This window comes from Pseudomonas gessardii (assembly GCF_001983165.1).
In the GTDB taxonomy this organism is placed as follows: domain Bacteria; phylum Pseudomonadota; class Gammaproteobacteria; order Pseudomonadales; family Pseudomonadaceae; genus Aquipseudomonas; species Aquipseudomonas gessardii.
In genome coordinates, this window is record NZ_MNPU01000020.1 from 68,087 (window position 1) to 90,076 (window position 21,990).

Here is a 21,990-nt window from a genome sequence, read left to right on the forward strand (position 1 = left end):
GCTCACAGGTTGTATTGCTTGCGTTTGCGATACAGCGTCGACGCGTCGATGCCCAGGGTCTTGGCCGCTTGGTCCAGGGTGTCGCTGGTGGCCAGTACGGCGCCAATATGGGCCTTTTCCAGCTCATCCAGGCTCAACGCCGCACCAATGCGCGGTGAGTTGTTGGCCGGTTGCTCGGCCATCCCCAGGTGACTGATTTCGACCTTTTCCTGGGCGCAGATGATGCTGGCGCGTTCCACCACGTTGCGCAGTTCGCGGATATTGCCGGGCCAGCGGTAGTTGAGCAGTGCTTCGCGGGCGTCATCGCTGAAGCCGCGTGCCGGTCGCGCATATTCTTTGACGAAGCGCGCCAGGAAGCGGTCGGCGAGGGTCAGGATATCCTCGCTGCGCTCGCGCAAGGGCGGCAGGTGCAAGGTGATGACGTTCAGTCGATACAGTAAGTCTTCGCGAAAACGCCCGTCGCGCACCATGTCTTCCAGGTTCAGGTTGGTCGCCGCCAGGATGCGTACATCGGCGCGCCGGGTGACCGGGTCGCCGACACGTTCATATTCCTTATCCTGGATAAAACGCAGCAACTTGGGTTGCAATGTCAGGGGAAAATCGCCGATCTCGTCAAGAAACAGGGTGCCGCCGTCCGCCTGGTTGACCCGGCCGAGGGTGCTTTCGCTGGCGCCGGTAAAGGCCCCGCGGCTGTGGCCGAACAACTCGCTTTCCATCAGTTCGGCGGTCAGGGACGGGCAGTTGATGGTGACGCAGGATTTTTTCGCCCTTTTGCTCCAGCCGTGAATCGCCCGGGCCAACTCACCTTTACCTGTGCCGGATTCGCCGAGGATCAGGATATTGGCATCGGTGCCGGCCACTTGGCGGGCCGTCTCCAGCACCACCATCATCGAGGGGCTATGGGAGTCGAGGCCATCCTTGGGCTGGCGCACTGCGCCTTCCAGCGCTTCCAGGCGGGCCGACAGCTGGCGCACTTCCAGTTGCTTGGCGGTGGCCAGGCGCAGTTGGTCCGGGCTGCAGGGCTTGACCAGGTAATCGGCCGCGCCGGCCTGGATCGCATCCACGGCCGTATCGACCGCCGAGTGGGCGGTGACGATCACCACGCGCATCCACGGCGCCTGGATACGCATCTGCGCCAGCACATCCAGGCCGTTGTCCTCGCCCAGGCGCAGGTCCAGGAAGCACAGGTCGAACACCTGGCGTTGCAACAGGGCATCGGCCTGGGCCGCGCTGTTGGCGGTGGCTACGGTATAGCCTTCATCTTCCAGGCAGTAGCGGAAGGTGCGCAGGATTGCGGACTCGTCGTCCACTAAAAGAATGCGGCCTTGAAGTTCCTTGGCTGATTCCATCTGTCCCGCGCTCCTAAAAATGATTGATCTTGGTTAGTCCCGGAATAATCGGGCAAGTTGCATGGTTTATTCTGATTGATTGAAAGCCTTATCGCGCAGCTATCTACGACCCTTCCTACTTATGCGCGTGTGCAGTGCGTTTTCGACCTTTCTTGATGCTTCGCCAGTCCTACAGCCCCTTCTGATTCCATAAGCCGAGCCCTGACCATCGTGCATTTCGCACGGTGAGGATAGGCGCATCGTGCAGGATGCTGTTGGGAAGAAACTCTTTGATCTTATAACGCACTGATTTTATTGATTTTTATTTGATTAAAAAACTGGCATGCACTCTGCAATACCTCTCCTACAAGCGTGATCAACGAACAAAACAACATGCGGGAGAGATTCAGGATGACTCGCCAAAGCCTCAAGCCATTGCGTGTATCGCCACTGCGCCTTCAACAGGGGCTGTTTGCCAGCCTTGCCTTGATGGTGACCTTGATCGGTGGTCAGCAATTACAGGTTTGGCAGCAGAGCCAGCAGTCGGCCCCGCAGTTCGAGCGCGCCCACATGACGCAGACCCATTTCCGTTCCGTTGGCAGCCACAGCGCTGACGTGACAGCCCCACGCATGATGGCGGTCGAACAGGACATTGCCCTGTATGACGAACCGGTCCAGGAACGCTGGGTGTTCTAGGCACGAACCTGCCGCCCCTGGGGGGCGACATAGCAGTCCTCTTAGAGACGTAAAAGGAGAATCACCATGTTGAGTTGGGCAATCACATTTCTGATCATTGCCATTGTGGCTGCAGTCCTGGGCTTCGGTGGTATCGCGGGCACCGCCACGGGTATCGCCAAGATTCTCTTTGTCGTCTTCCTGGTGATGTTCATCGCTTCTTTCTTCTTTGGCCGTCGTGGTCGAGGCTGAACATGTCCAACTTGTCTCTCAAAACCCTTGCTGCCGCCCTGCTGTTGGGCGGTAGTGGCTTGGCCATGGCCGCCAATGACGGCCAGGCGCGGGCCAATGAGCTGCTCAATGCCGACCCGCAGTATCGGGAAACCTGGCAAGGTGTGGTCAAGAAGGAAGAGCGCTTGCCTGAATGGGTGATCAACCTTTCGGGCACGTCTGAACAAATGAATGCCGTGACGGAAGACAGTGACGGGTATTTGGTAGGCCCGCTGTGTGAAACGGCTGATACCTGCCTGAATAAACGCCTGATCGTTGCTTTCAGCCTGGATAAGGAGGACGCCTACGCAATGTTGGTCGAAGTACCTGCCGGGCTGCCCGCCGATAAGTCGCCGACCCGGCACGCCAGTTACCGCTTCATCGGCAAGCCGGATGAAGGCATGCAGAAGCTGCTGATGGAACAACTCAAGAAAGACCCGAATTGGTACTAGGCCTGTGTGCACCGCCGGGTAACGGCGGTGCATGACCGATCGGCGCTTATGCCGCACATAGCTGAAAAATTCCCTTCTGCCTCATCCCAACCGTTTCACGGTGTTACTGCACGACCATCTATCGAGAAAGTTTGCCCTCGGCCAGACTGGTTTTTTAAGGGTATGCCTAGGAATTCTCACGAGTTTTTCCCGCCCGGCAAAAAAACCGAAAATCCCTGAGCGAGCCTGAAATGGCCGGTTCACGGCATGTATGCCTGACAAAATGTCGCATTCAAACTGACCAAACAGACAATTTTCTTTGCAAAAACCCATGCCGATTCGGTATAGGGTAGGCGTTTACGGCATTAGACTATGCCCCCACGCATCGGAATAGTTGCGCCTTTTTTCGCTTGCCAGTAAGCCATATCGGCCATCTGCGGTGACCTTCAATGGAGGCTGATGCTCACACTTTTTCGCTCCCGGGCGTTCCAGCTGGCGCATCTGCCTGAGTCCACTTGAAACAAGGGTAATGACATGAAGAAGGCAAAATTAAGCCTCGCCTGGCAGATCCTCATCGGTCTGGTGCTAGGGATTGCAATCGGTGCTGTACTCAACCACTTCAGTGCCGAAAAGGCCTGGTGGATCAGCAACGTATTGCAGCCGGCGGGCGATATCTTTATCCGCCTGATCAAGATGATCGTGATCCCGATCGTGATTTCGTCGCTGATTGTCGGAATCGCTGGTGTGGGGGATGCGAAAAAGCTCGGTCGGATCGGTGTAAAGACCATTGTCTACTTTGAAGTGGTCACGACCATTGCGATTGTGGTCGGTCTGCTGCTGGCCAACCTGTTCCACCCCGGTGCCGGGATCGACATGAGCACCCTGGGCACCGTGGATATCTCCAAGTACCAGGCGACTGCCGCCGAGGTGCAGCATGAACATGCGTTCATCGAGACCATCCTCAACCTGATCCCGTCGAACATCTTTGCCGCCGTGGCCCGTGGCGAGATGCTGCCGATCATCTTCTTCTCCGTGCTGTTCGGCCTGGGCTTGTCGAGCCTCAAGCCAGACCTGCGCGAGCCCCTGGTAACGATGTTCCAGGGCGTGTCCGAGAGCATGTTCAAAGTCACCCACATGATCATGAAGTACGCCCCTATCGGCGTATTCGCCCTGATCGCCGTGACCGTGGCCAACTTCGGCTTCGCCTCGCTGCTGCCGTTGGCCAAGCTGGTGATCCTGGTCTACGTCGCCATCCTGTTCTTCGCCTTTGTGATTCTTGGCCTGATCGCCCGCCTGTTTGGCTTCTCGGTGATCAAGCTGATGCGCATCTTCAAGGATGAGCTGGTACTGGCCTACTCCACCGCCAGCTCCGAGACCGTGCTGCCACGGGTGATCGAGAAGATGGAAGCCTACGGTGCGCCGAAAGCCATTTGCAGCTTCGTGGTGCCGACCGGTTACTCGTTCAACCTTGACGGTTCGACCCTGTACCAGAGCATCGCGGCGATCTTTATTGCCCAGCTGTATGGCATCGACCTGTCGGTTGGCCAGCAACTGATGCTGGTACTGACCCTGATGGTCACCTCCAAAGGTATCGCCGGCGTGCCGGGCGTGTCCTTCGTGGTCCTGCTGGCGACCCTGGGCAGCGTGGGCATCCCATTGGAAGGCCTGGCCTTCATCGCCGGTGTCGACCGCATCATGGACATGGCGCGTACCGCCCTGAACGTGATCGGCAACGCCCTGGCCGTGTTGGTCATCGCGCGTTGGGAAGGCATGTACGACGATGCCAAGGGCGAGCGCTACTGGAACTCCCTGCCGCACTGGCGGACCAAGACCGCGCTGCCGGCTGGCGAGACCAGCCAGGGCTGATCCCTGCTTGATACGCACAAACCCCGGTAAATCCGGGGTTTGTCGTTTCTGCCAGCCCCGCTATCATTCGCCACATATTTAAAGGGGTGTGACTGATGCTCAATGGCCTGTGGCTTGGCTTCTTTGTCGTGGCAATGGTCTCGGCGCTGGCGCAATGGCTGGTGGGGGGCAATGCCGGGATCTTTGCGGCGATGGTGGAGAGTATCTTCGCCATGGCCAAACTGTCGGTGGAAGTGATGGTGCTGCTGTTCGGCACCTTGACCCTGTGGCTGGGCTTTTTGCGTATCGCCGAGAAGGCCGGGATTGTCGAGTGGCTGGCCAAGGCCCTGGGCCCGCTGTTCCTGCGGCTGATGCCGGAAGTGCCGGCCGGTCACCCGGCCATCGGCCTGATCACCCTCAACTTTGCCGCCAACGGCCTGGGCCTGGATAACGCGGCGACGCCGATCGGCCTCAAGGCCATGAAGGCGCTGCAAGAGCTCAACCCAATCCCCAACACCGCGACCAACGCGCAGATCCTGTTCCTGGTGCTCAACGCGTCCTCCCTGACCCTGCTGCCGGTGACGATCTTTATGTACCGCGCCCAGCAAGGCGCGCCTGACCCGACCCTGGTGTTCCTGCCGATCCTGCTGGCCACCAGCGCCTCGACCCTGGTGGGCCTGCTGTCGGTGGCGCTGATGCAGCGCCTGCGCCTGTGGGACCCGGTGGTGCTGGCGTACCTGATCCCCGGTGCGCTGGTGCTGGGCGGCTTCATGGCCTTGCTGGCCACTCTGTCGGCCACGGCCCTGGCGGGCTTGTCCTCGATCCTCGGCAACCTCACGCTGTTTGGCCTGATCATGCTGTTCTTGCTGATCGGCGCGTTGCGCAAGGTCAAGGTCTACGAAGCGTTTGTCGAAGGCGCCAAAGAGGGCTTCGACGTCGCCAAGAACCTGCTGCCGTACCTGGTGGCGATGCTGTGTGCAGTTGGCGTACTGCGCGCCTCCGGGGCGCTGGAGTTTGGCCTCGAAGGTATTCGCCACCTGGTGGCCTGGACCGGGCTGGACACGCGCTTTGTCGACGCCTTGCCCACGGCGATGGTCAAGCCATTCTCCGGCAGCGCGGCGCGGGCGATGCTGATCGAGACCATGCAGACCCAAGGCGTGGACAGCTTCGCGGCGCTGGTGGCGGCGACGATCCAGGGCAGTACCGAGACCACCTTCTATGTGCTGGCGGTGTACTTTGGCTCGGTGGGCATCCAGCGGGCGCGGCATGCGGTGGGGTGTGCGTTGCTGGCGGAGCTGGCGGGTGTGGTGGCGGCGATTGCGGTTTGCTACTGGTTCTTTGGCTAAGCTTCAGACCGCTATCGCAGGCAAGCCAGCTCCCACATTTGACGGTGTTCACACATCAAAATGTGGGAGCTGGCTTGCCTGCGATGAGGCCCTCAGCGTTTCGGCGCTGCATTGCCCTGCGCCACCACCCAATCCACCACCTGCTTGTTCAACTGATCCCCCGCCAACCCAAACCCGGCCACCACCGCCGGCACCTGGGTAGCACTCACCGGCTGGCGCACTTCAAAGCGCTTGGCCGCCACGATCCGCTGGTCACTGCCGCGCACCAGTCGCGCGTCCAGGCGTATCACCACCTCCACTGCCCCGCCCCGGTACTCGCTCTGGAAGGCCTGCAACTGCCCGCCCAGCTCGAAATCCGCCTGCAGGTTGGTGTCATCGGTGCTCAGGAACGCCACCCGGCCATCACGCTGGAAGCCGTCCAGCAGACGGTTGCGCAGCAGCACCGGCGCCGGATCGCTCCAGCGCGACTGGGCATAGCTGCTGATCAAGTCGCCCTGGGGCACTACGGCAATGCGCGGGCTGTCGAGGAACTCACTGGCCTGTGGCTTGGCCAGGCGCAATGACCAGGTGCCCGGGCTGCCATGGGTTGTGGCCTGGGCTGCCGGCAGCCGATAGACGTTGGACGGGTCGGCCTTGGGCAGGATCGAGCAGGCGCTGACCAGGGCCAGGGCCACCGGCAGGATCATTTGGTAAGCACGCTTCATGGCGTGAACTCCTTGTTCTTGTCACTGCCCAGCAGATACCCACTGGGGTTGGCTTCCAGACGACGGGAAATGGCCCGCAAGGAGCCGAGGGTATCGCGCAGTTCGCGCACGGCCGGCGCCAGTTCGTTAAGGCCCTGCATGCCGCTGTTGAGTGAGTCTTTGTTGTCGCTCAACAGGTTGTTGATGGTCGCGGTACTTTGCTCCAGGGCGTGCATGGCCCCTTGCGCACTGCCGAACATCTGCTTGCCCTGGTCGTTGAGCAGGCCGTTGGCGTTGCGCATCAGTGCGGTGGTCTGCTCCAGGGTGGCACCGGCCTGTTTGCTGACCTGGGCCAGTTGCTGCATCACCACTTTGATATCGCCTCGTTGCTCGGCGATGGCCCCGGTGGTTTGTTCCAGGTGGGCCAGGGTGCTGCTCAGGCGGTCGACGTTATCGGGCGAGAACATGCGATTGGCGTTGTGCAGCAGCAGGTTGATGCTGGTCATCAAGTCGTTGCTGTTGTTCAGCAAGCGGGCAATGGGCGATGGCGAGGCGGTGATCTGCGGCAGTTCGCCGTTCTTGCCCTTGAGCTCGGGGCTTTGTGGGGTGCCGCCGCTGAGCTGGATGATCGAGGTGCCGGTGATGCCGGTCAGCGCCAGCTTGGCCTGGGTGTCCTCCTTGATCGGTGTCTGCCCGGCCAGGCGGATACGCGCCAGTACGCGGCGCGGGTCTTTCGGGTCCAGGCGCAGGCTGGTGACATCGCCCACCTTGATCCCGCTGTACTGCACCGCGCTGCCCTGGGACAGGCCGCTGACCGCTTCGTTGAAGATCACTTCGTAATCCTGGAACGCGCTGTCGACGCTGGACTTGGCCAGCCACAGGCCAAACAGCATGGCGCCGACCACGACGAGCACGCTGAACAGACCGATCATCACATGATGGGCTCGGGTTTCCATGTCATACCTCGTTGAGCTGTTGAGCGGCATCCAATGCCGCGCGGCCCCGGGGGCCATGAAAGTATTCGTGAATCCAGGCGTCGTTCGTTTGCGAGACAACATCGATGGCACCCGCCACCAGTACCTTTTTCTGCGCCAGCACCGCCACGCGGTCGGTGATGGTGTAGAGCGTGTCGAGGTCATGGGTGATCAGCAGCACACTCAGGCCCAAGGCATCGCGCAGGGTCAGGATCAGTTGGTCGAACGCCGCCGCCCCGATGGGATCGAGGCCGGCGGTCGGTTCATCGAGAAACAGAATGTCCGGGTCCAGGGCCAGGGCGCGGGCCAGGGCCGCACGCTTGATCATCCCGCCCGACAGTGACGACGGGTATTTGTCGGCCGCCGACAACGGCAGCCCGGCCAGGGCCAGCTTCACCGCCGCCAGGTGCTCGGCATCGGCGCGGCTCAGGCCGGCATGTTCGATCAGTGGCAGGGCGACGTTTTCCGTGACCGTTAGCGAGGAAAACAGCGCGCCCTTCTGGAACAGCACGCCGAAGCGGCGTTCCACCAGGGAGCGTTCGTGCTCCGACAGGCTCGGCAGGTTCTGCCCGAACACCCGCACCTGGCCTTCACTGGGCCGGCGCAGGCCGATGATGCTGCGCAGCAGCACCGACTTGCCGCTGCCCGAACCGCCCACCACGGCGAGAATTTCGCCCTTGTACAGATCCAGGTCGAGGTTTTCATGCACGCTCTGCGGGCCAAAGCGGTTGCACAGGCCACGCACCTCAATCACCGCCGCGCTGGGCGCTCGCTGTAAACGGCTCACCAGCCCATCTCCATAAAGAACAGTGCGGCCACCGCGTCGAGCACGATCACCACGAAAATCGATTGCACCACCGCGGAGGTGGTGTGGGCACCGACCGATTCGGCGCTGCCGCTGACCTTGAAGCCTTCCAGGCAGCCAATGGCGGCGATCAGGAACGCGAAGATCGGCGCCTTGACCAGGCCCACCAGCAAATGCTCGACGCCGATATCCGACTGCAACAGCGAGAGGAACATCGCCGGCGAAATATCCAGGGCCACGGCGCACACCACACCGCCGCCGATAATCCCCGAGATCATGGCGAGGAAGGTCAGCATCGGCAACGCCACCAGCAACGCAAGGACACGGGGCAACACCAGCAACTCCATGGGGTCCAGGCCCAGGGTGCGGATGGCGTCGATTTCTTCGTTGGCCTTCATCGAGCCGATCTGTGCGGTGAAGGCACTGGCGGTGCGGCCGGCCATCAGGATCGCGGTGAGCAGGACGCCAAACTCCCGTAGGAAGGAAAACGCCACCAGGTCCACGGTAAAAATACTCGCGCCGAAACTTTCCAGCACCGTGGCGCCGAGAAACGCGACCACGGCGCCCACCAGAAAGGTCAGCAAGGCGACGATGGGCGCGGCATCGAGCCCGGTCTGTTCGATATGCGCCACCATCGGCGTCAGGCGCCAGCGCTTGGGCCGGAACATGCCGCGGGCGAGGGTTTCGAGGATCAGGCCGATAAAGCCCAGCAGCTGCATGGCATCTTGCCAGACGGTATCCACCGCGCCGCCGATGCGCGCCAGCAGTTGGATGCCGGCGCTTTCCTGCGGTTCTTTGACCGGCACACAAAAATCATTCAGGGCGCGGTAGACGGTCTTGAGCAGCGCCCGGTCGGCGGCGGGCAGAGTACAGTCGGTTTGTTCGGCGCTGTGCTCGATGCGCTCGGGGCCGAGCAGTTCGACCAGCAGCGAGGCGCCGGCGGTGTCCAGTGCGCCGAGGCCATTGAGGTCGACGCGGGTGTTGGCGTCGTACTGGCCGTCGAGGCTCGCGGACAACCGCTGGAGGGTGCTGTAGTGGGCCAGCGTCCAGTCCCCGGTGACCCGCAGTTGGGGCGGCTGGGTGGACGCGTCCAGATGGGCATTGCCTGCCGTTGTGCTACTGGTCATAAGCTCCGAGCTTGTTTGGCTATTCCACAATTGCTATGTAATAGCACGATCTGTCCTACTTTGGCGTGTCCGTTTGCGCTGTGTCAGTGACTTTAAAGCGCAACACGCCGATCACCTGGCCGTCTTCGGTCAGCACCCGCACCTGCCAGCGGCCCACGGCATTCGCCGGGAAGTTCTGCTTGTGGGTCCAGGCCCGGTAGCCTTCCTTGCGCCCGCCATGGATATCCAGGGCGATGCGGTCGACCTCTTTGCCGTTGAACTGCCACACATGGTAGATGCGTTCGTCCAGCCCGCGCGGTGCGTTGATCGCGGTGTAGGCGTACAGGCCGCTGCTGCGCAGTTGGCTGGCGCTGACTTCCTTGAGGTCATCGCCGGGGGTGCGGTCCTGCATTTGAGTGCTGATCGCCACTTCGGTCATCCACAGCGTGGCCGGCGGCACCCAGCTGCGCAGGAACCAGCCCGCGCAACCAATCGTCACCGTCACGCCCAGTAGCATCAGCCAACCCTTGAGGCTGCGCAGCGGCAGGCTCACGGCCAGGCTGGGGATCGACAACAGCATCGCCACGCCCAGCGCCAGCTTGTAGCTCTGGGCGGTGGTCAGGTGCAGGATGATCGGCAGCGCGGTGAGCAAGGCGGCAAACAGGGTCAGGGTGTGCAGGGCGAGGAACAGCCAGCGCTTGGGCGCGAGCCATTTGTAGTACAGCGGGTCGGTGATTGAGATGAGCGCGGCGGCGCCCAGCAGGCCGGTGAAAATCGACTGGCTGCTGTTCCAGGTGGTGGTGACAAAAAAGAACGGCAGGACAAAGAACAGGCTTTCCTGGTGGATCATCTGTGTGGCGTAGCGCAGCAACGGTTCGGGGATTTCCCGCTTGAAGACCTTGCTGAACAACTGGGTGAAGCTGTTTTCCAGCATCAGCCACAACCAGCTCACCAGCAGGACGATGGCGATCCAGCTGGCCATGCCTTGTTGGCGGTCCACCAGGATAAAGCTGCCCACGCCCGAGATAAAACCGCCGAGTGCGATCACCCCTGGGTAGCGCTTCATCAGTTCGAGGATGCGCTGTATGAAAAGGGTCAGGTTTGGCATTCGACGGTTCGCAGTCTTTGTAGGAAAAAATCCCAGACAGAATAACGTCTTAGCGCTTTGAGTGGCGTGTGATTACGCAATTGCTTTGCGATAACGGCGCACGCCAAGCCAACCAATGATGATTAGCCCCAGCGCGCCCGCGCTGATCCAGCTCAGGGCATCGTAACTGAGCAGCGGTTTTTCGATGCGCCAGTAGCCGGGCTGGTTGAACAGTTGGCGCATGGCCTGGTTGGCCTGCGCCAGGCTCACGGCCTTGATGCGCTTGGCCGGGTCGCTGAAACGGCCATCGGTGTAGTCGGCCAAGGCGCCCCAATAGTAGTCGGCCAGGGCGCTATTGCCCTGCACGGCCCAGGCCTGGCGGTCGATGGCGGCGTGTTGCAGGCGGTTAAAGGTGGCCCGGTCAAGGCCATCTTCAAGTAACGTGGCCTTGAGGCTTTCGAGGACGTGTTCGGCTTCGGGCAGGCGGTCGCGGTCCAGGTCGGCGTTGAGGCTCATGAAACCCACGCCGCCCAGCACTTCGCGCTCGCTCCACGGGCCGTAGGACAGGCCATGCTGCAGGCGTAACTGGCGATACAGCGCCCAATCCAGATAATCCTTGAGCAGGTCGTAGGTGGCGTCGTGCTGGTCGTCCAGCATCGGCTCGGGGAACAGCCAGTGCAGTTTGGCGCCGTCGCCGACCCAGCCACGGATCAGGTCGCGATGGCTGGCGGCGGTGCCTTGGATTTGCGGTAAGAGGCGATGCTCGCTGGGGTCTACCGGCTCGAGCTGGCCATAGGTGCGTTCCAGATAGGCCGGTAGCAGTTTGTCGAGATCGCCGACGATGATCAGGGTCATGTTGTTGGGGGCGTACCAGTCCTGGCGCACTTTCTCCAGTTGGGCACGGGTCAGGTAGCCGGCTTCGGCGCGCTCGGCGCATTTAAGACCCAGTTCCACCGCCAGTTGGTGGCTGGCGTTATGGCCCAGGTCTTGGCGATCCAACAGGCGTTGCAGGTGCGAATAGTGACCGCCGTCTTCGCGTTCGACCACTTGCTTGGCGGCGTTGATCGCGGCATCGCTCAGTTCGGTACGGGTCAGGATCGCCTTGAGCAGGTCCAGCACCTTGCGCTGGTTGCGCGCCGGGGCCTCGATGACGAAGGTGGTGTCGGCATTGCTGGTGTAGGCGTTCCACTCCCCGCCCAGGGCCTGCATCTGTTCTTCCAGCGCGCCTTCGCCGCCGCCGTCGATGCCGCTGAACAGCAGGTGTTCGAGCAGGTGCGGCAGTTCCTTGTCGGCGCAGCTGAAGTCATCCAGGCCCACGCCCACCACCAGGCGGATCGCCACATGCCCGCGTTCGGTGCCCGGCTTGAGCAGCACCTGCAGGCCGTTGGGCAGCATATAGCCTTCGACCTGCAGGCGATCAAAGGCAAAGGCGTGGGACGAGCCCAGGAGCAGGCAGGCGAGTAACAGGCGACGCATAACGGGGTTCCTGGCGAGTAATAACGGCTGAAACTGGCTTTTTGTGGGAGCGGGCTTGCCTGCGATGGGGGAGTGTCAGTCAACTGTTTTATCAACTGACCCACCGCAATCGCGGGCAAGCCCGCTCCCACTTTGGTTGGGCGGTATTTTTAACTGACTCCCCAGGTGGGCGGTTCGTTCAGGGCGAATGGGTGATGTCGGCAATATTGTCCGTGGCCAGCGCGCCGGTTTCGCAGGTTTCCAACACGACATAAGCACTGCTGCAAAACAACGAGTTCAGGCGTTTCATGTCGGCAATCAATTCCAGGTGCAGGGAACTGGTCTCGATGCTTTGCACGATCTTGCGTTGCAGGCGGCTGACGTGGGCGTGGGCCAGGCGCCGTTCCTGGGCACGGAAGCGGCGCTTCTCGCGCAGGAGTTGGCGGGCGCTTTCCGGGTCGGCGCTGAGGAACACCGACAGGCCCAGGCGCAGGTTGGCGATCAGTTGGCTGTGCAGGTCGGCCAGTTCTTCCAGCCCGACTTCGGAAAACGAGCGACGCTGGGAGGTTTTCTGCTGCTGGACCTTGCGCAGCATGCGCTCGATCAAGTCGCCGGCCAGCTTCAGGTTGATCGACAGCTCGATGATTTCGGCCCAGCGCCGGCTGTCGTGCTCACTGAGGTCTTCCCGGGGCATTTGCGCCAGGTACAGCTTGATCGCGCTGTACAGCGCTTCGACATCATCGCTGAGGCTGCGCATTTGCTGGGTGATGGCGGTCTGTTTGCCGCGCAGCACTTCCAGCATGGCGCTCAGCATATTGTCGATCAGGTCGCCCAGGCGCAGGGTCTCCCGCGCGGCGTTGGCCAGGGCCAGGCTCGGGGTGGTCAGCGCCGTGGGGTCGAGATGGCGGGGCTTGGCCAGGCCATTGGCCTCCGGGCGTTCCGGCAGCAGCCAGGCGCACAGGCGTGCCATGGGCCCGATGGTGGGCAGCAGGATCAGGCAGCGGGTGACGTTGTAGAGCAGGTGAAAGGTGATGACCATGCCCTGGGCGCTGTAGTCCAGGGTGTCCATCCACTGCACCAGTGGGTCAAGAACAGGGATGATCAGCAACAGGCCGATCAGCTTGTACAGCAGGCTGCCCAGGGCCACCTGGCGGCCGGCGGCGTTTTGCATGCTGGTGCTGAGGAAGGCCAGCACGCCGCTGCCGATATTGGCCCCGATCACCAGGCCGATGGCCACATGCAGGCCAATCACCCCGGCACCGGCCAGGGTCGCGGTCAGCAGCACGGCGGCCAGGCTGGAGTAGGAGATCATCGCAAACAGCGCGCCCACCAGGGCATCGAGCAGGATGTCGCCGGTCAGCGAGGCAAACAGGACTTTGACGCCCTGGGCATGGGTAATCGGCCCGGCGGCTTCGACGATCAGTTGCAGCGCAAGAATGATCAGCCCCAGGCCGATGCCGACCCGGCCCATCTGCCCGGCGCGTGTCTGTTTGCGCGACAGAAAGAAGATCACCCCGAGAAAGATCAGCAGCGGCGACAGCCACGAAAGATCCAGGGTCAGTACCCGGGCCATCAGCGCCGTACCGACGTCGGCGCCGAGCATGGTCGCCAGGGCGGGCATGAGCCCCATCAGGCCCTGGCCGACAAACGAGGTCACCAGCATCGCCGTGGCGTTGCTGCTTTGCACCATGGCGGTCACCAGGATCCCGGCAATGAACGCCAGCCAGCGCCTGGCCATGTTCTGCCCGATGACTTGGCGCAGGTTGGAACCGTAGACCCGCAGGATGCCGGTACGGACGATGTGCGTGCCCCAGATCAGCAGGGTCACCGCAGAAAGAAGATTGAGCAGGGTCAGCATGCTCGGCCCCCTGTATTGAGTCGTGCTCGATGTAGAGCAAAAAGTGCCGCGTGCCGTTTTGTGTTGTGTACTTAAGCTGTAGTTGGCGAACGGCCTGTGCGCCAGCATCGCATAGCTAAAGTCGGCTTTGAAACAAAACTGTCATGAAATCAGCTTTTTGCGGGCGAAAAAAAGGGGGCTCATAAGAGCCCCCATTCGGTCACTTCGGGTTTATTGACCCGGAATGTCCTTGCGCAGTTTGACTGGATCCTGCTGCTTTTTCTTCTTCGCGACGGCGGTACGCATCTTGATGTTGAACGCTTCTACCGCCAGGGAGAACGCCATGGCGAAGTACACGTAGCCTTTTGGCACATGCACATCGAAGGATTCGGCGATCAGCACGGTACCTACGACCAGCAGGAACGACAGCGCGAGCATTTTCAGCGACGGGTGTTTGTCGATGAACTCGCTGATGGTGCCGGCAGCCAGCATCATCACCAGTACCGCAACGATGATCGCGGCGACCATGACCGGTACGTGGGACACCATACCCACGGCGGTAATCACCGAGTCCAGGGAGAACACGATGTCGATGATGGCGATCTGGATGATGGTGTAGATGAACTTGCCACCCTTGCCTGTCGGCTCGTCGTGGGTTTCGTCTTCACCTTCCAGAGCGTGGTACATCTCCTGGGAGCTTTTCCACAGCAGGAACAGGCCACCGAAGAACAGGATCAGGTCGCGACCGGAAATACCTTGGCCGGCAACGGTGAACAAATCGGCGGTCAGTTGCATGACCCAGGTGATCGACAGCAGCAACAGGATCCGGGTGATCATGGCCAGGGCCAGGCCGAAGATCCGGGTGCGTGCCTGCATATGCTTGGGCATGCGGCTGACCAGGATCGAAATCATGATGATGTTATCGATGCCCAGGACGATCTCGAGAGCCGTCAAGGTGAAGAAGGCAATCCAGATCTCTGGATTGGTCAGCCATTCCATATGTGTTCCTTTGTGCGAGTGTTAGACCGCGCCGGGGGGAGGCCGGCGCAGTGAGTTGTTACGATTATAGAGTGCTGAACAGCGGGAATGTGCCCAACAGCAATGCGGCAACCATTATGCACAGGCACACCAAGACTGCCCACTTCAGGGTGAAGCGTTGGTGGTCGCCAAATTCGATACCGGCCAGGGCCACCAGCAGGTAAGTCGATGGCACCAGCGGGCTGAGCAAGTGTACCGGCTGGCCAACAATCGAGGCCCGGCCCATTTCTGCGGCGGTGATGCCGTAGTGGCTGGCGGCTTCGGCCAATACTGGCAGTACGCCGTAGTAGAACGCATCGTTGGACATGAAGAAGGTGAACGGCATGCTCACCAGCGCGGTGATCACCGCCAGGTAAGGGCCCAGGGCCTCGGGGATGACTGCCAGCAGGCTCTTGGACATGGCGTCGACCATGCCGGTGCCCGACAGGATGCCGGTGAAGATGCCGGCGGCGAAAATCAGGCCGACCACGGCCAGCACGCTGCCCGAGTGGGCGGCAATGCGGTCTTTTTGCTGCTGCAGGCACGGGTAGTTGACGATCATCGCGATACTGAAGGCCACCATGAACAGCACGGGCAGTGGCAGCAGGCCGGCGATCAGGGTGCACATCAGGGTCAGGGTCAGGGCGCCGTTGAACCAGATCAGTTTCGGGCGACGGGCATCCGGGAACTGCGAGACGCTGATTTCGCTATGGTCGATTTCATCGCCTTGCAGGTGCAGCACGCCCAGACGAGCACGCTCGCGCAGGCCGTACATATAGGCAATCACCAGGATCGCCACCACGCCGGCGGCCATGGCCGGGATCATCGGTACGAAAATGTCCGAGGGGTCTACGTGCAGCGCACTGGCGGCACGGGCGGTCGGGCCGCCCCAGGGCGTCATGTTCATTACGCCACCGGCGAGGATGATCAGGCCGGCCATGATCCGTGGGCTCATGCCAATGCGGTTGTACAGCGGCAGCATGGCGGCCACGCAGATCATGTAGGTGGTGGCGCCGTCACCGTCCAGGGACACCACCAGCGCCAGCACGGCCGTACCGACCGAGACTTTCAGCGGGTCGCCCTTGACCAGCTTGAGGATCTTGCGCACGGCCGGGTCGAACAGGCCGGAGTCGATCATCAAGGCAAAGTAGAGGATGGCAAACATCAGCATCACGCCGGTGGGCGCCAGCTTGGTGATGCCTTCGAGCATCATCGGGCCGATCTTCGGCGCAAAGCCACCGAACAGTGCGAACAGGATCGGCACGATGATCAGGGCGATCAGCGCCGACAGGCGCTTGGTCATGATCAGGAACATGAACGTGATGACCATGGCAAAGCCAAGGAAAGTCAGCATAGGAATACTCCAGGCGTAGCGCGGCTAGGGAATGGCGAACCGGGTGGGGTCAGCGCAGAACGAAAAGCGCGAGGCGTACGGGGGGAGTGGGGGGAAACAGGCGGGTACGAACGGACATCAGAATCACCATTGTTGTTGTTAATTGGGCCCCCGGGCATAAAAACGCTCAGGTTGGCCAACCGGTCTATTGCCGGTAGTGAGGGCGATCCTAATCGCGAAAGCTTTCAGCCAGCTTTCGCTGGATAAACAGGTGATGAACAGATGTTTCGTAGGATTGGTCTGTTTTTGATGTCTGAAACAAGTGGTTAGGCGTGAGGGCGCTATCGCGGGCAGCCCGGCTCCCACATTTGATCGCATTTCAAGTGTGGGAGCGGCGGTGCGACGACTCGACTTGCCCGCGATGCTGTTGATCTTAAGGCAGTTGCAACCCACCAGCCGCCTTGTGCAAGGCCCGCAGGTGTTCGCCAACTTGCTTGAGATTGGCCTCGCAGGCGGCAATTTCCGCCGCCCGCGAAGGCTCCAGCAGCGCCCTCACCTCTTTATCCAGGTCGCCGGTCAACGATTGCAGCTGTTTCTGGCGCGATGCGCTTTCCGACTCCAGGCGCTGCCACTCCTTGGGTTGGGGCAATCCATAGCCGCCGCTGCCGAGCAGTTCCGCCGGGCGGCTGAGGAAACCGCTGTTGGCGAGGATCTGCTGCAACGTCGCATCGGCCTTGGCCATGCCGCCGTTCTTCAGCTCGCGGGCACCGAGGTAGCGCTGCTTGACCTCGTCCTGGGCGAGCATCAGCTGTTTGCGAAAGCTCGCCTGTTCCAGCAGCAGCAAGGCGGCGCTGGTGCGCAGGTCAGCCTGGTCGAACCACTGTCTGCGTTGCTCGGCGCTCAAGCTCAGCCAGTCTTCGACCTGGGTCTGGGGGATCGGCAAATGTTTCTTCAGCACCTCGAACATCGCCTGGTAGCGCTCGCGGAAGGAGTCGAAGTGATAACCCAGGCGCAAGGCTTCGCGGCGGTCATCCAACACACTGGTGTCGGCCAGCCCGCGGGCCTTGAGCACTTCGAGCAAACCGTTGGGGGTGATGTTGTCCAGGGTGGTCAGTTGCGGGTTGGCGCTGCCACTGCGCAGCAGTTTCAGGCCTTCGACCGCGCAGTTGTTGGAAAGGAAGTAGTAATTGCCGTCGTAGCTCCAGTGCATTTCGGCGGCGTGCTCGACGGTGTCGTTGATTTCCTGGCGCGAGAGGATCAAGGGCACCGATGCCAGGCCGCGCAGTTCGGTCTTGGTGTATTCGTCGATCACCTGGGCCAGGGGCAATACGAACAGGCGTGATGGGTACTTGCCTACCAGGCCGTCCCAGCTCGATAGCTGTACGTCGCCGACGAACGCGCGGTAGGACAACACCAGGTGCTGGTCCAGGTCCAGGCGGCAATCCGGGCCACGGGGCCGGCCCGGGGCACAGATCACCAGGCGCAGCATACTGTGACCCCAGCGGCTTACCAGGTTCTGGTTGGCTTCGGCCAGCAGGTAGTCGATGGCGTACACACGCTCGGGATCGACCTGGCCCAAGGGAGTCTTGGCAAAATCGTTACCGGCATTGAGGAAGGCGAAGGTGTTGGCGCAAGCGTCCTTGGCCGGCGGGGCCCAGTCGAAGTGTTGCTGGTAGTAGCGATACAGCGCAGGACGGCGGCAGGCGTAGCTCGGGTCGAGAAGGAAGTACTCCATGTTGACCGCGACGAACTCCTTGGGGTTGGTGATCTCGTACAGGTCCGGGCTGCGGGCCACTTGCCGGTTGTGTTGCTCGCGCTCGCCACGGCGGCCGACGTATTGCGGCCAGCCGGCCAGGTCGAGCAAGCGCGGGTCGTCGCTGAGGGTGAAGCGCCGGTCATTCTGGCCACGGCATTGATCGGGCAGGCCCACCAGACCGGTGATGTTGTTCTGGCGGCTACAGCGCTGGATCAACCCGCGCTGGTCCTTGGGCCACAGGCGCGCACGGTCGTAGATGTGGGTCAGTTCATGCAGCACGGTGGCCAGCAGCTCCCGGCGCACAGTGCCGTGGGGGCGCTGGGTCTGCTGGGTGGCGGCGGTGCCGTCGGTAAGGCTGGCCAGTAGCCTGCGGTTGAGGTCCAGTTCGGACACCAGCGACGCCTGGCCATAGGCATTGGCGGGCATGTCGTCGGTCCAGCCGACGTCGATGCGCCGGTCCAGCTGCTCGATGAAGCGCGGCGGCAGCGCCTGCATGGCTTCATCGAGCAATGCCTGGCTGGCCTGCTGTTGGGCTGGGCTCAAGCCGTCGGTCTTGAGCCGTAGTTGCAGGCTGGCCTGGGCGGCGCTGCCAGCCAGCAGCAGCGTCGCAGCCAATAGCCAGGCGGTGAAGCGCCTCACAATGCGAGGATGGCTTCGGCGAGAACCTGGTCGCTGGCGTCGCGGGCTTCTGGCACGCGGGTGCGCAGGGTGTCGAAGGCAGCTTCCAGTTGCACGCCGCGGATCTCGCCATGGCTGGCGACAAAGCTGGCAGCGTCATCGTGGGCTGCGCGCACGACTTTCGAGTCGCGGATGGAGGTGGTGGTGTCCGAGGTGAAATCAATGGTGCGGCCGAAGGCACGAACAATGATGTTACTGGTGGCCACGAGGGTTTGTGCCTGGGCGATATCGGCCAGCAGGAACAGGCCGAGAGCAACTGCGATCAACGGGCGACGCATGGAAAGACTCCAAAAGGTAAAGATGATTATTGGACGAGAATTGCCTGGGCCAGTTCAAGGTCACCGGACTTAAGTTTTGGCTGGGTGCGACGCAGGTAATCCAGTGCGCTTTCCAGCCGGGCGCCCCGCCATTGGCCGTCAGTGGCAATAAACGCGGCAGCGTCATCCTGGGCGGCCAGTAGCACTTTACGATCGAACGGCGCCGAGGTCACTTTGCTGGTGGCATAGGCGCTGGCGACGAGGCCTTGCGTGGACAGGTCAAAGGCCTGGGCCGGACTGGCCCCGCCGATGGCAAGCACTGTGGGAGCAATCAACAAACGGTATGAAAAAGCCATGGGACTCGACAACTGAAAACGAGCGCCAAGGCTAGCGCAATGCCCGGGCGAGAGCCAGCGCGGGCACCCCTAGGCAGGGTCGACTCAGATGGCCAGGATCGCCTGGGCCAGCTGCACATCAGTGGCGCTATTGAGTTGTGGTGCCTGTTGGCGGATCTGCGCCAGGGCACTTTCCAGCTTCACGCCGCGGATGGCGCCTTCGCTGGCGACGAAGCTGGCGGCATCGTCACGGGCGGCGCGTACGACTTTGTTGTCGCGCAGGGACGATGTGGCATCGGAGCTGGCATCGGACGTGGCTTTAAGCGCGCCAACAATCGAGTCAGTGGTCACGATCAGGCTGGTAGCGCTGGCATTGGCAGCAACGGCAAGCAGGACGGCAGCGCTCAGCAAACGAAGGCGGGACATGGGGTGACTCCTGTGTATGGGACGAACTAATGACGAGATAGTAGCTGGCGCCTATCTGTTCGGGTAGTGCGCAATGGGAAGTCGTTGTTTGAAAGGGCTATTTGGTGGGGACAAATCAACCGATCTAAAACTGTACTGGTTGATTTAAATTTTATTAAAATTGTACCTATCGATAGATTGAGCGCTGATTTCCGACTGCCCAAAAACCACAAAACCCGCCTCCGGTTACCCGGGGCGGGTTCTGCTACAACAATTCGGGGTGCTGGCGGTGGACCCGGCAGGTCAGGGCCAGCGGGCGCTAAATCAGCGCCAGAACGGCTTGCTCAGCTCTTCGTAGCGTTGAGCTTCGCTGATCCCGGCATCGGCCAGCAGACGCGAGTCCAGACGAGCCAGTTGATGGCGGCTGGAGATGCGGCGCTGCCACAACATCAGGTTGGCGATAACGCGCAGAGGCAGGGAAGCCTGGGTGTTGACAGCTTTATCTTCGTAGAACAGTTCGGAACTGAGTGTACGTTCCATGATGACATCCTTCCGCTTGTGGCGGGATTAGGTAGTGGTTTAACTGATGCCAATGATCCTCCTCCGACGCAAGACTCTCTAGATACAGTTCACCTGTATTGTGAGGGGCCAGTTAACTGTTTATAGCGGCTGTACTGTACTAAAACGGGGCAACTGTACCTGTAAGCACTTATTTGGTGCGTTTCAGGCATTTTCGCAAACATTTGTAGGGATTTACGGTAGGAAATGACCGGTACAGTAGTACAGTTTTTTAATATTGCCGTATTCAGATCCAGGCGCATGCAACTGTGTTTGCATCCGCCCGGATCTGTATCTGTCAGCCTTTAAGCATGTGCCCGGTTTCTTCCAGGTTGATGTGCCAGCTCAGGGCTTCACGCAGGATGTGCGGCGTGTGCCCGCCGATGGCGCAGGCGGCGGTGAAGTAGTTATTGAGCGCGTCGCGATAGTCCGGGTGTACGCAGTTGTCGATGATCACCCGGGCGCGCTCCCGTGGCGCCAGGCCACGCAGGTCGGCCAGGCCGATCTCGGTCACGAGGATGTCGACGTCATGCTCGGTATGGTCGACATGGCTGACCATCGGCACCACGCTGGAAATCGCCCCGCCCTTGGCAATGGACTTGGTGACAAAGATCGCCAGGTGCGCGTTGCGGGCGAAATCCCCCGAGCCGCCAATGCCGTTCATCATCCGCGTGCCGCAGATGTGGGTGGAGTTGACGTTGCCGTAGATGTCGAACTCCAGCGCGGTATTGATGCCGATGATGCCCAGGCGCCGCACGACTTCCGGGTGATTGGAAATTTCCTGCGGACGCAGCACCAGCTTGTCCTTGTAGTGCGCCAGGTTGCCGAATACGTCGGCATTGCGCCGCTCTGACAAGGTGATTGAGCTGCCGGAGGCAAAGCTCAGTTTGCCGGCATCGATCAGGTCGAAGGTCGAGTCCTGGAGGACTTCGGAGTACATGGTCAGGTCTTCAAACGGCGACTCGATCAGGCCGCACATCACCGCGTTGGCAATGTTACCGATACCGGCTTGCAGCGGGCCGAGCTTGTTGGTCATGCGCCCTGCATCGACTTCCTGCTTGAGGAAGTTGATCAGGTGATTGGCGATCCACTGGGTGTCGCTGTCGGGCGGCGTGACCGTGGAAGCGGAGTCGGCCTGGTTGGTGATGACGATGGCGACGATTTTTTCCGGCGGGATTGGGATCGCGGTGCTGCCGATACGATCATCCACCTTGACCAGCGGGATCGGGGTGCGGGTCGGGCGGTAGGTCGGGATATAGATGTCGTGCAGGCCTTCGAGGTTCGGATTGTGGGCCAGGTTGATCTCGATGATCACTTGCTTGGCAAAAATCGCGAAGCTGGCCGAGTTGCCCACGGAGGTGGTGGGCACGATATGGCCTTGCTCGGTGATGGCCACGGCTTCGATGACCGCGATATCCGGCAGCTTGAGCTGGTTGTTACGCAACTGTTCGACGGTTTCCGACAGGTGCTGGTCGATAAACATCACTTCGCCAGCATTGATCGCCTTGCGCAGGGTGCTATCGACCTGGAATGGCATGCGGCGCGACAGCACGCCGGCTTCGGTCAGTTGCTTGTCCAGGTCGTTGCCCAGGCTGGCGCCGGTCATCAGGGTGATTTTCAGGGGCGAGGTCTTGGCACGTTCGGCCAGGGCGTGGGGCACGGCCTTGGCTTCACCGGCGCGGGTAAAGCCGCTCATGCCGACGGTCATGCCGTCCTCGATCAGGGCGGCAGCATCGGCGGCGCTCATGACCTTGTTCAACAGCGAAGGCAAGCGGATACGATCACGGTACATGGATTGTTATCTCGGGC

Annotated in this window: 21 protein-coding genes; 5 read left to right on the forward strand and 16 right to left on the reverse strand. The window is 61.3% G+C overall.

Annotated features, from left to right (window positions below; translation table 11 throughout):
• Positions 1 to 2: 2 nt before the first annotated feature.
• Positions 3 to 1,349: a sigma-54-dependent response regulator transcription factor AlgB gene (gene algB / locus BLL38_RS15685; RefSeq protein ID WP_076963381.1), complete on the reverse strand. Its 1,347-nt coding sequence runs from the start codon at positions 1,347 to 1,349 to the stop codon at positions 3 to 5.
• Between the two features lie 390 nt (positions 1,350 to 1,739).
• On the opposite strand from algB, the gene BLL38_RS15690 reads away from it, so the two are divergent.
• The 5 genes from BLL38_RS15690 to BLL38_RS15710 all read left to right on the forward strand — a co-directional run bounded on the left by BLL38_RS15690 (position 1,740) and on the right by BLL38_RS15710 (position 5,895).
• Positions 1,740 to 2,024, forward strand: coding sequence for a hypothetical protein (locus tag BLL38_RS15690; RefSeq protein WP_076963382.1), 285 nt, complete (start codon positions 1,740 to 1,742; stop codon positions 2,022 to 2,024).
• A 66-nt stretch (positions 2,025 to 2,090) separates the two neighbouring features.
• A complete protein-coding gene (locus BLL38_RS15695; protein ID WP_003170804.1) occupies positions 2,091 to 2,255 on the forward strand; it encodes a DUF1328 domain-containing protein in 165 nt (54 codons plus the stop codon).
• Positions 2,256 to 2,257: 2 nt separating this feature from the next.
• Positions 2,258 to 2,725, forward strand: a complete 468-nt coding sequence (locus BLL38_RS15700; protein ID WP_076963383.1) for an inhibitor of vertebrate lysozyme family protein — start codon at positions 2,258 to 2,260, stop codon at positions 2,723 to 2,725.
• A 513-nt stretch (positions 2,726 to 3,238) separates the two neighbouring features.
• Positions 3,239 to 4,570: a glutamate/aspartate:proton symporter GltP gene (gene gltP / locus BLL38_RS15705; protein ID WP_057444842.1), complete on the forward strand. Its 1,332-nt coding sequence runs from the start codon at positions 3,239 to 3,241 to the stop codon at positions 4,568 to 4,570.
• Between the two features lie 95 nt (positions 4,571 to 4,665).
• Positions 4,666 to 5,895, forward strand: coding sequence for a nucleoside recognition domain-containing protein (locus tag BLL38_RS15710; protein WP_076963384.1), 1,230 nt, complete (start codon positions 4,666 to 4,668; stop codon positions 5,893 to 5,895).
• 92 nt (positions 5,896 to 5,987) lie between these two features.
• On the opposite strand, the gene BLL38_RS15715 is transcribed toward BLL38_RS15710, so the two are convergent.
• The 15 genes from BLL38_RS15715 to scpC form a co-directional block, all read right to left on the reverse strand.
• Entirely contained in the window at positions 5,988 to 6,599 is a 612-nt protein-coding gene (locus BLL38_RS15715) for an ABC-type transport auxiliary lipoprotein family protein (protein ID WP_076963385.1), read from the reverse strand.
• Complete coding sequence (locus BLL38_RS15720) at positions 6,596 to 7,534, reverse strand: MlaD family protein (RefSeq protein WP_076963386.1); 939 nt, start codon at positions 7,532 to 7,534, stop codon at positions 6,596 to 6,598. Before BLL38_RS15720 ends, BLL38_RS15715 begins: the two co-directional genes overlap by 4 nt.
• Before the next feature lies 1 nt (position 7,535).
• Positions 7,536 to 8,339 carry an ABC transporter ATP-binding protein gene (locus BLL38_RS15725; protein WP_076963387.1) on the reverse strand — a complete coding sequence of 268 codons (804 nt, stop codon included), beginning with the start codon at positions 8,337 to 8,339 and terminating at the stop codon, positions 7,536 to 7,538.
• Complete coding sequence (locus BLL38_RS15730) at positions 8,336 to 9,484, reverse strand: MlaE family ABC transporter permease (RefSeq protein ID WP_076963388.1); 1,149 nt, start codon at positions 9,482 to 9,484, stop codon at positions 8,336 to 8,338. The genes BLL38_RS15725 and BLL38_RS15730 overlap by 4 nt, the downstream gene beginning before the upstream one ends.
• A 55-nt stretch (positions 9,485 to 9,539) precedes the next feature.
• Entirely contained in the window at positions 9,540 to 10,571 is a 1,032-nt protein-coding gene (locus BLL38_RS15735; protein WP_076963389.1) for a DUF5924 family protein, read from the reverse strand.
• Between the two features lie 72 nt (positions 10,572 to 10,643).
• Complete coding sequence (locus BLL38_RS15740) at positions 10,644 to 12,026, reverse strand: M16 family metallopeptidase (RefSeq protein WP_076963390.1); 1,383 nt, start codon at positions 12,024 to 12,026, stop codon at positions 10,644 to 10,646.
• A 178-nt stretch (positions 12,027 to 12,204) separates the two neighbouring features.
• Positions 12,205 to 13,863, reverse strand: coding sequence for a Na/Pi cotransporter family protein (locus BLL38_RS15745; RefSeq protein WP_076963391.1), 1,659 nt, complete (start codon positions 13,861 to 13,863; stop codon positions 12,205 to 12,207).
• Between the two features lie 210 nt (positions 13,864 to 14,073).
• The gene (locus BLL38_RS15750; protein WP_076963392.1) at positions 14,074 to 14,841 is read right to left on the reverse strand and encodes a TerC family protein; all 768 of its coding nucleotides are present in this window, start codon (positions 14,839 to 14,841) and stop codon (positions 14,074 to 14,076) included.
• A gap of 64 nt (positions 14,842 to 14,905) precedes the next feature.
• A complete protein-coding gene (locus BLL38_RS15755) occupies positions 14,906 to 16,213 on the reverse strand; it encodes a CitMHS family transporter (RefSeq protein WP_076963393.1) in 1,308 nt (435 codons plus the stop codon).
• Positions 16,214 to 16,625: 412 nt separating this feature from the next.
• The gene (locus BLL38_RS15760) at positions 16,626 to 18,587 is read right to left on the reverse strand and encodes a DUF7844 domain-containing protein (protein ID WP_076963394.1); all 1,962 of its coding nucleotides are present in this window, start codon (positions 18,585 to 18,587) and stop codon (positions 16,626 to 16,628) included.
• Positions 18,584 to 18,904 (reverse strand): DUF2388 domain-containing protein, encoded by a 321-nt coding sequence (locus BLL38_RS15765; RefSeq protein ID WP_076963395.1) that lies wholly within the window; start codon positions 18,902 to 18,904, stop codon positions 18,584 to 18,586. The genes BLL38_RS15760 and BLL38_RS15765 overlap by 4 nt, the downstream gene beginning before the upstream one ends.
• 26 nt (positions 18,905 to 18,930) lie before the next feature.
• A complete protein-coding gene (locus tag BLL38_RS15770) occupies positions 18,931 to 19,239 on the reverse strand; it encodes a DUF2388 domain-containing protein (RefSeq protein ID WP_076963396.1) in 309 nt (102 codons plus the stop codon).
• A gap of 84 nt (positions 19,240 to 19,323) precedes the next feature.
• Entirely contained in the window at positions 19,324 to 19,644 is a 321-nt protein-coding gene (locus BLL38_RS15775; protein ID WP_076963397.1) for a DUF2388 domain-containing protein, read from the reverse strand.
• Positions 19,645 to 19,947: 303 nt separating this feature from the next.
• Positions 19,948 to 20,163: a DUF1127 domain-containing protein gene (locus BLL38_RS15780; protein ID WP_076963398.1), complete on the reverse strand. Its 216-nt coding sequence runs from the start codon at positions 20,161 to 20,163 to the stop codon at positions 19,948 to 19,950.
• A 316-nt stretch (positions 20,164 to 20,479) separates the two neighbouring features.
• Entirely contained in the window at positions 20,480 to 21,973 is a 1,494-nt protein-coding gene (scpC, locus tag BLL38_RS15785; protein WP_076963399.1) for a succinyl-CoA:acetate CoA-transferase ScpC, read from the reverse strand.
• Positions 21,974 to 21,990: the final 17 nt, after the last annotated feature.

Excerpts from the sequence above, each read along its gene's own strand:
- scpC (WP_076963399.1), bottom strand. The coding sequence starts at position 21,973 with ATGTACCGTGATCGTATCCGCTTGCCTTCGCTGTTGAACAAGGTCATG.
- BLL38_RS15770 (WP_076963396.1), bottom strand. The coding sequence starts at position 19,239 with ATGGCTTTTTCATACCGTTTGTTGATTGCTCCCACAGTGCTTGCCATC.
- BLL38_RS15755 (WP_076963393.1), bottom strand. The coding sequence starts at position 16,213 with ATGCTGACTTTCCTTGGCTTTGCCATGGTCATCACGTTCATGTTCCTG.
- BLL38_RS15715 (WP_076963385.1), bottom strand. The coding sequence starts at position 6,599 with ATGAAGCGTGCTTACCAAATGATCCTGCCGGTGGCCCTGGCCCTGGTC.
- BLL38_RS15745 (WP_076963391.1), bottom strand. The coding sequence starts at position 13,863 with ATGCTGACCCTGCTCAATCTTCTTTCTGCGGTGACCCTGCTGATCTGG.
- BLL38_RS15775 (WP_076963397.1), bottom strand. The coding sequence starts at position 19,644 with ATGTCCCGCCTTCGTTTGCTGAGCGCTGCCGTCCTGCTTGCCGTTGCT.
- BLL38_RS15740 (WP_076963390.1), bottom strand. The coding sequence starts at position 12,026 with ATGCGTCGCCTGTTACTCGCCTGCCTGCTCCTGGGCTCGTCCCACGCC.
- BLL38_RS15735 (WP_076963389.1), bottom strand. The coding sequence starts at position 10,571 with ATGCCAAACCTGACCCTTTTCATACAGCGCATCCTCGAACTGATGAAG.
- gltP (WP_057444842.1), top strand. The coding sequence starts at position 3,239 with ATGAAGAAGGCAAAATTAAGCCTCGCCTGGCAGATCCTCATCGGTCTG.
- BLL38_RS15720 (WP_076963386.1), bottom strand. The coding sequence starts at position 7,534 with ATGGAAACCCGAGCCCATCATGTGATGATCGGTCTGTTCAGCGTGCTC.
- BLL38_RS15710 (WP_076963384.1), top strand. The coding sequence starts at position 4,666 with ATGCTCAATGGCCTGTGGCTTGGCTTCTTTGTCGTGGCAATGGTCTCG.
- BLL38_RS15730 (WP_076963388.1), bottom strand. The coding sequence starts at position 9,484 with ATGACCAGTAGCACAACGGCAGGCAATGCCCATCTGGACGCGTCCACC.
- BLL38_RS15690 (WP_076963382.1), top strand. The coding sequence starts at position 1,740 with ATGACTCGCCAAAGCCTCAAGCCATTGCGTGTATCGCCACTGCGCCTT.
- BLL38_RS15695 (WP_003170804.1), top strand. The coding sequence starts at position 2,091 with ATGTTGAGTTGGGCAATCACATTTCTGATCATTGCCATTGTGGCTGCA.
- BLL38_RS15765 (WP_076963395.1), bottom strand. The coding sequence starts at position 18,904 with ATGCGTCGCCCGTTGATCGCAGTTGCTCTCGGCCTGTTCCTGCTGGCC.
- BLL38_RS15700 (WP_076963383.1), top strand. The coding sequence starts at position 2,258 with ATGTCCAACTTGTCTCTCAAAACCCTTGCTGCCGCCCTGCTGTTGGGC.
- BLL38_RS15780 (WP_076963398.1), bottom strand. The coding sequence starts at position 20,163 with ATGGAACGTACACTCAGTTCCGAACTGTTCTACGAAGATAAAGCTGTC.
- algB (WP_076963381.1), bottom strand. The coding sequence starts at position 1,349 with ATGGAATCAGCCAAGGAACTTCAAGGCCGCATTCTTTTAGTGGACGAC.
- BLL38_RS15750 (WP_076963392.1), bottom strand. The coding sequence starts at position 14,841 with ATGGAATGGCTGACCAATCCAGAGATCTGGATTGCCTTCTTCACCTTG.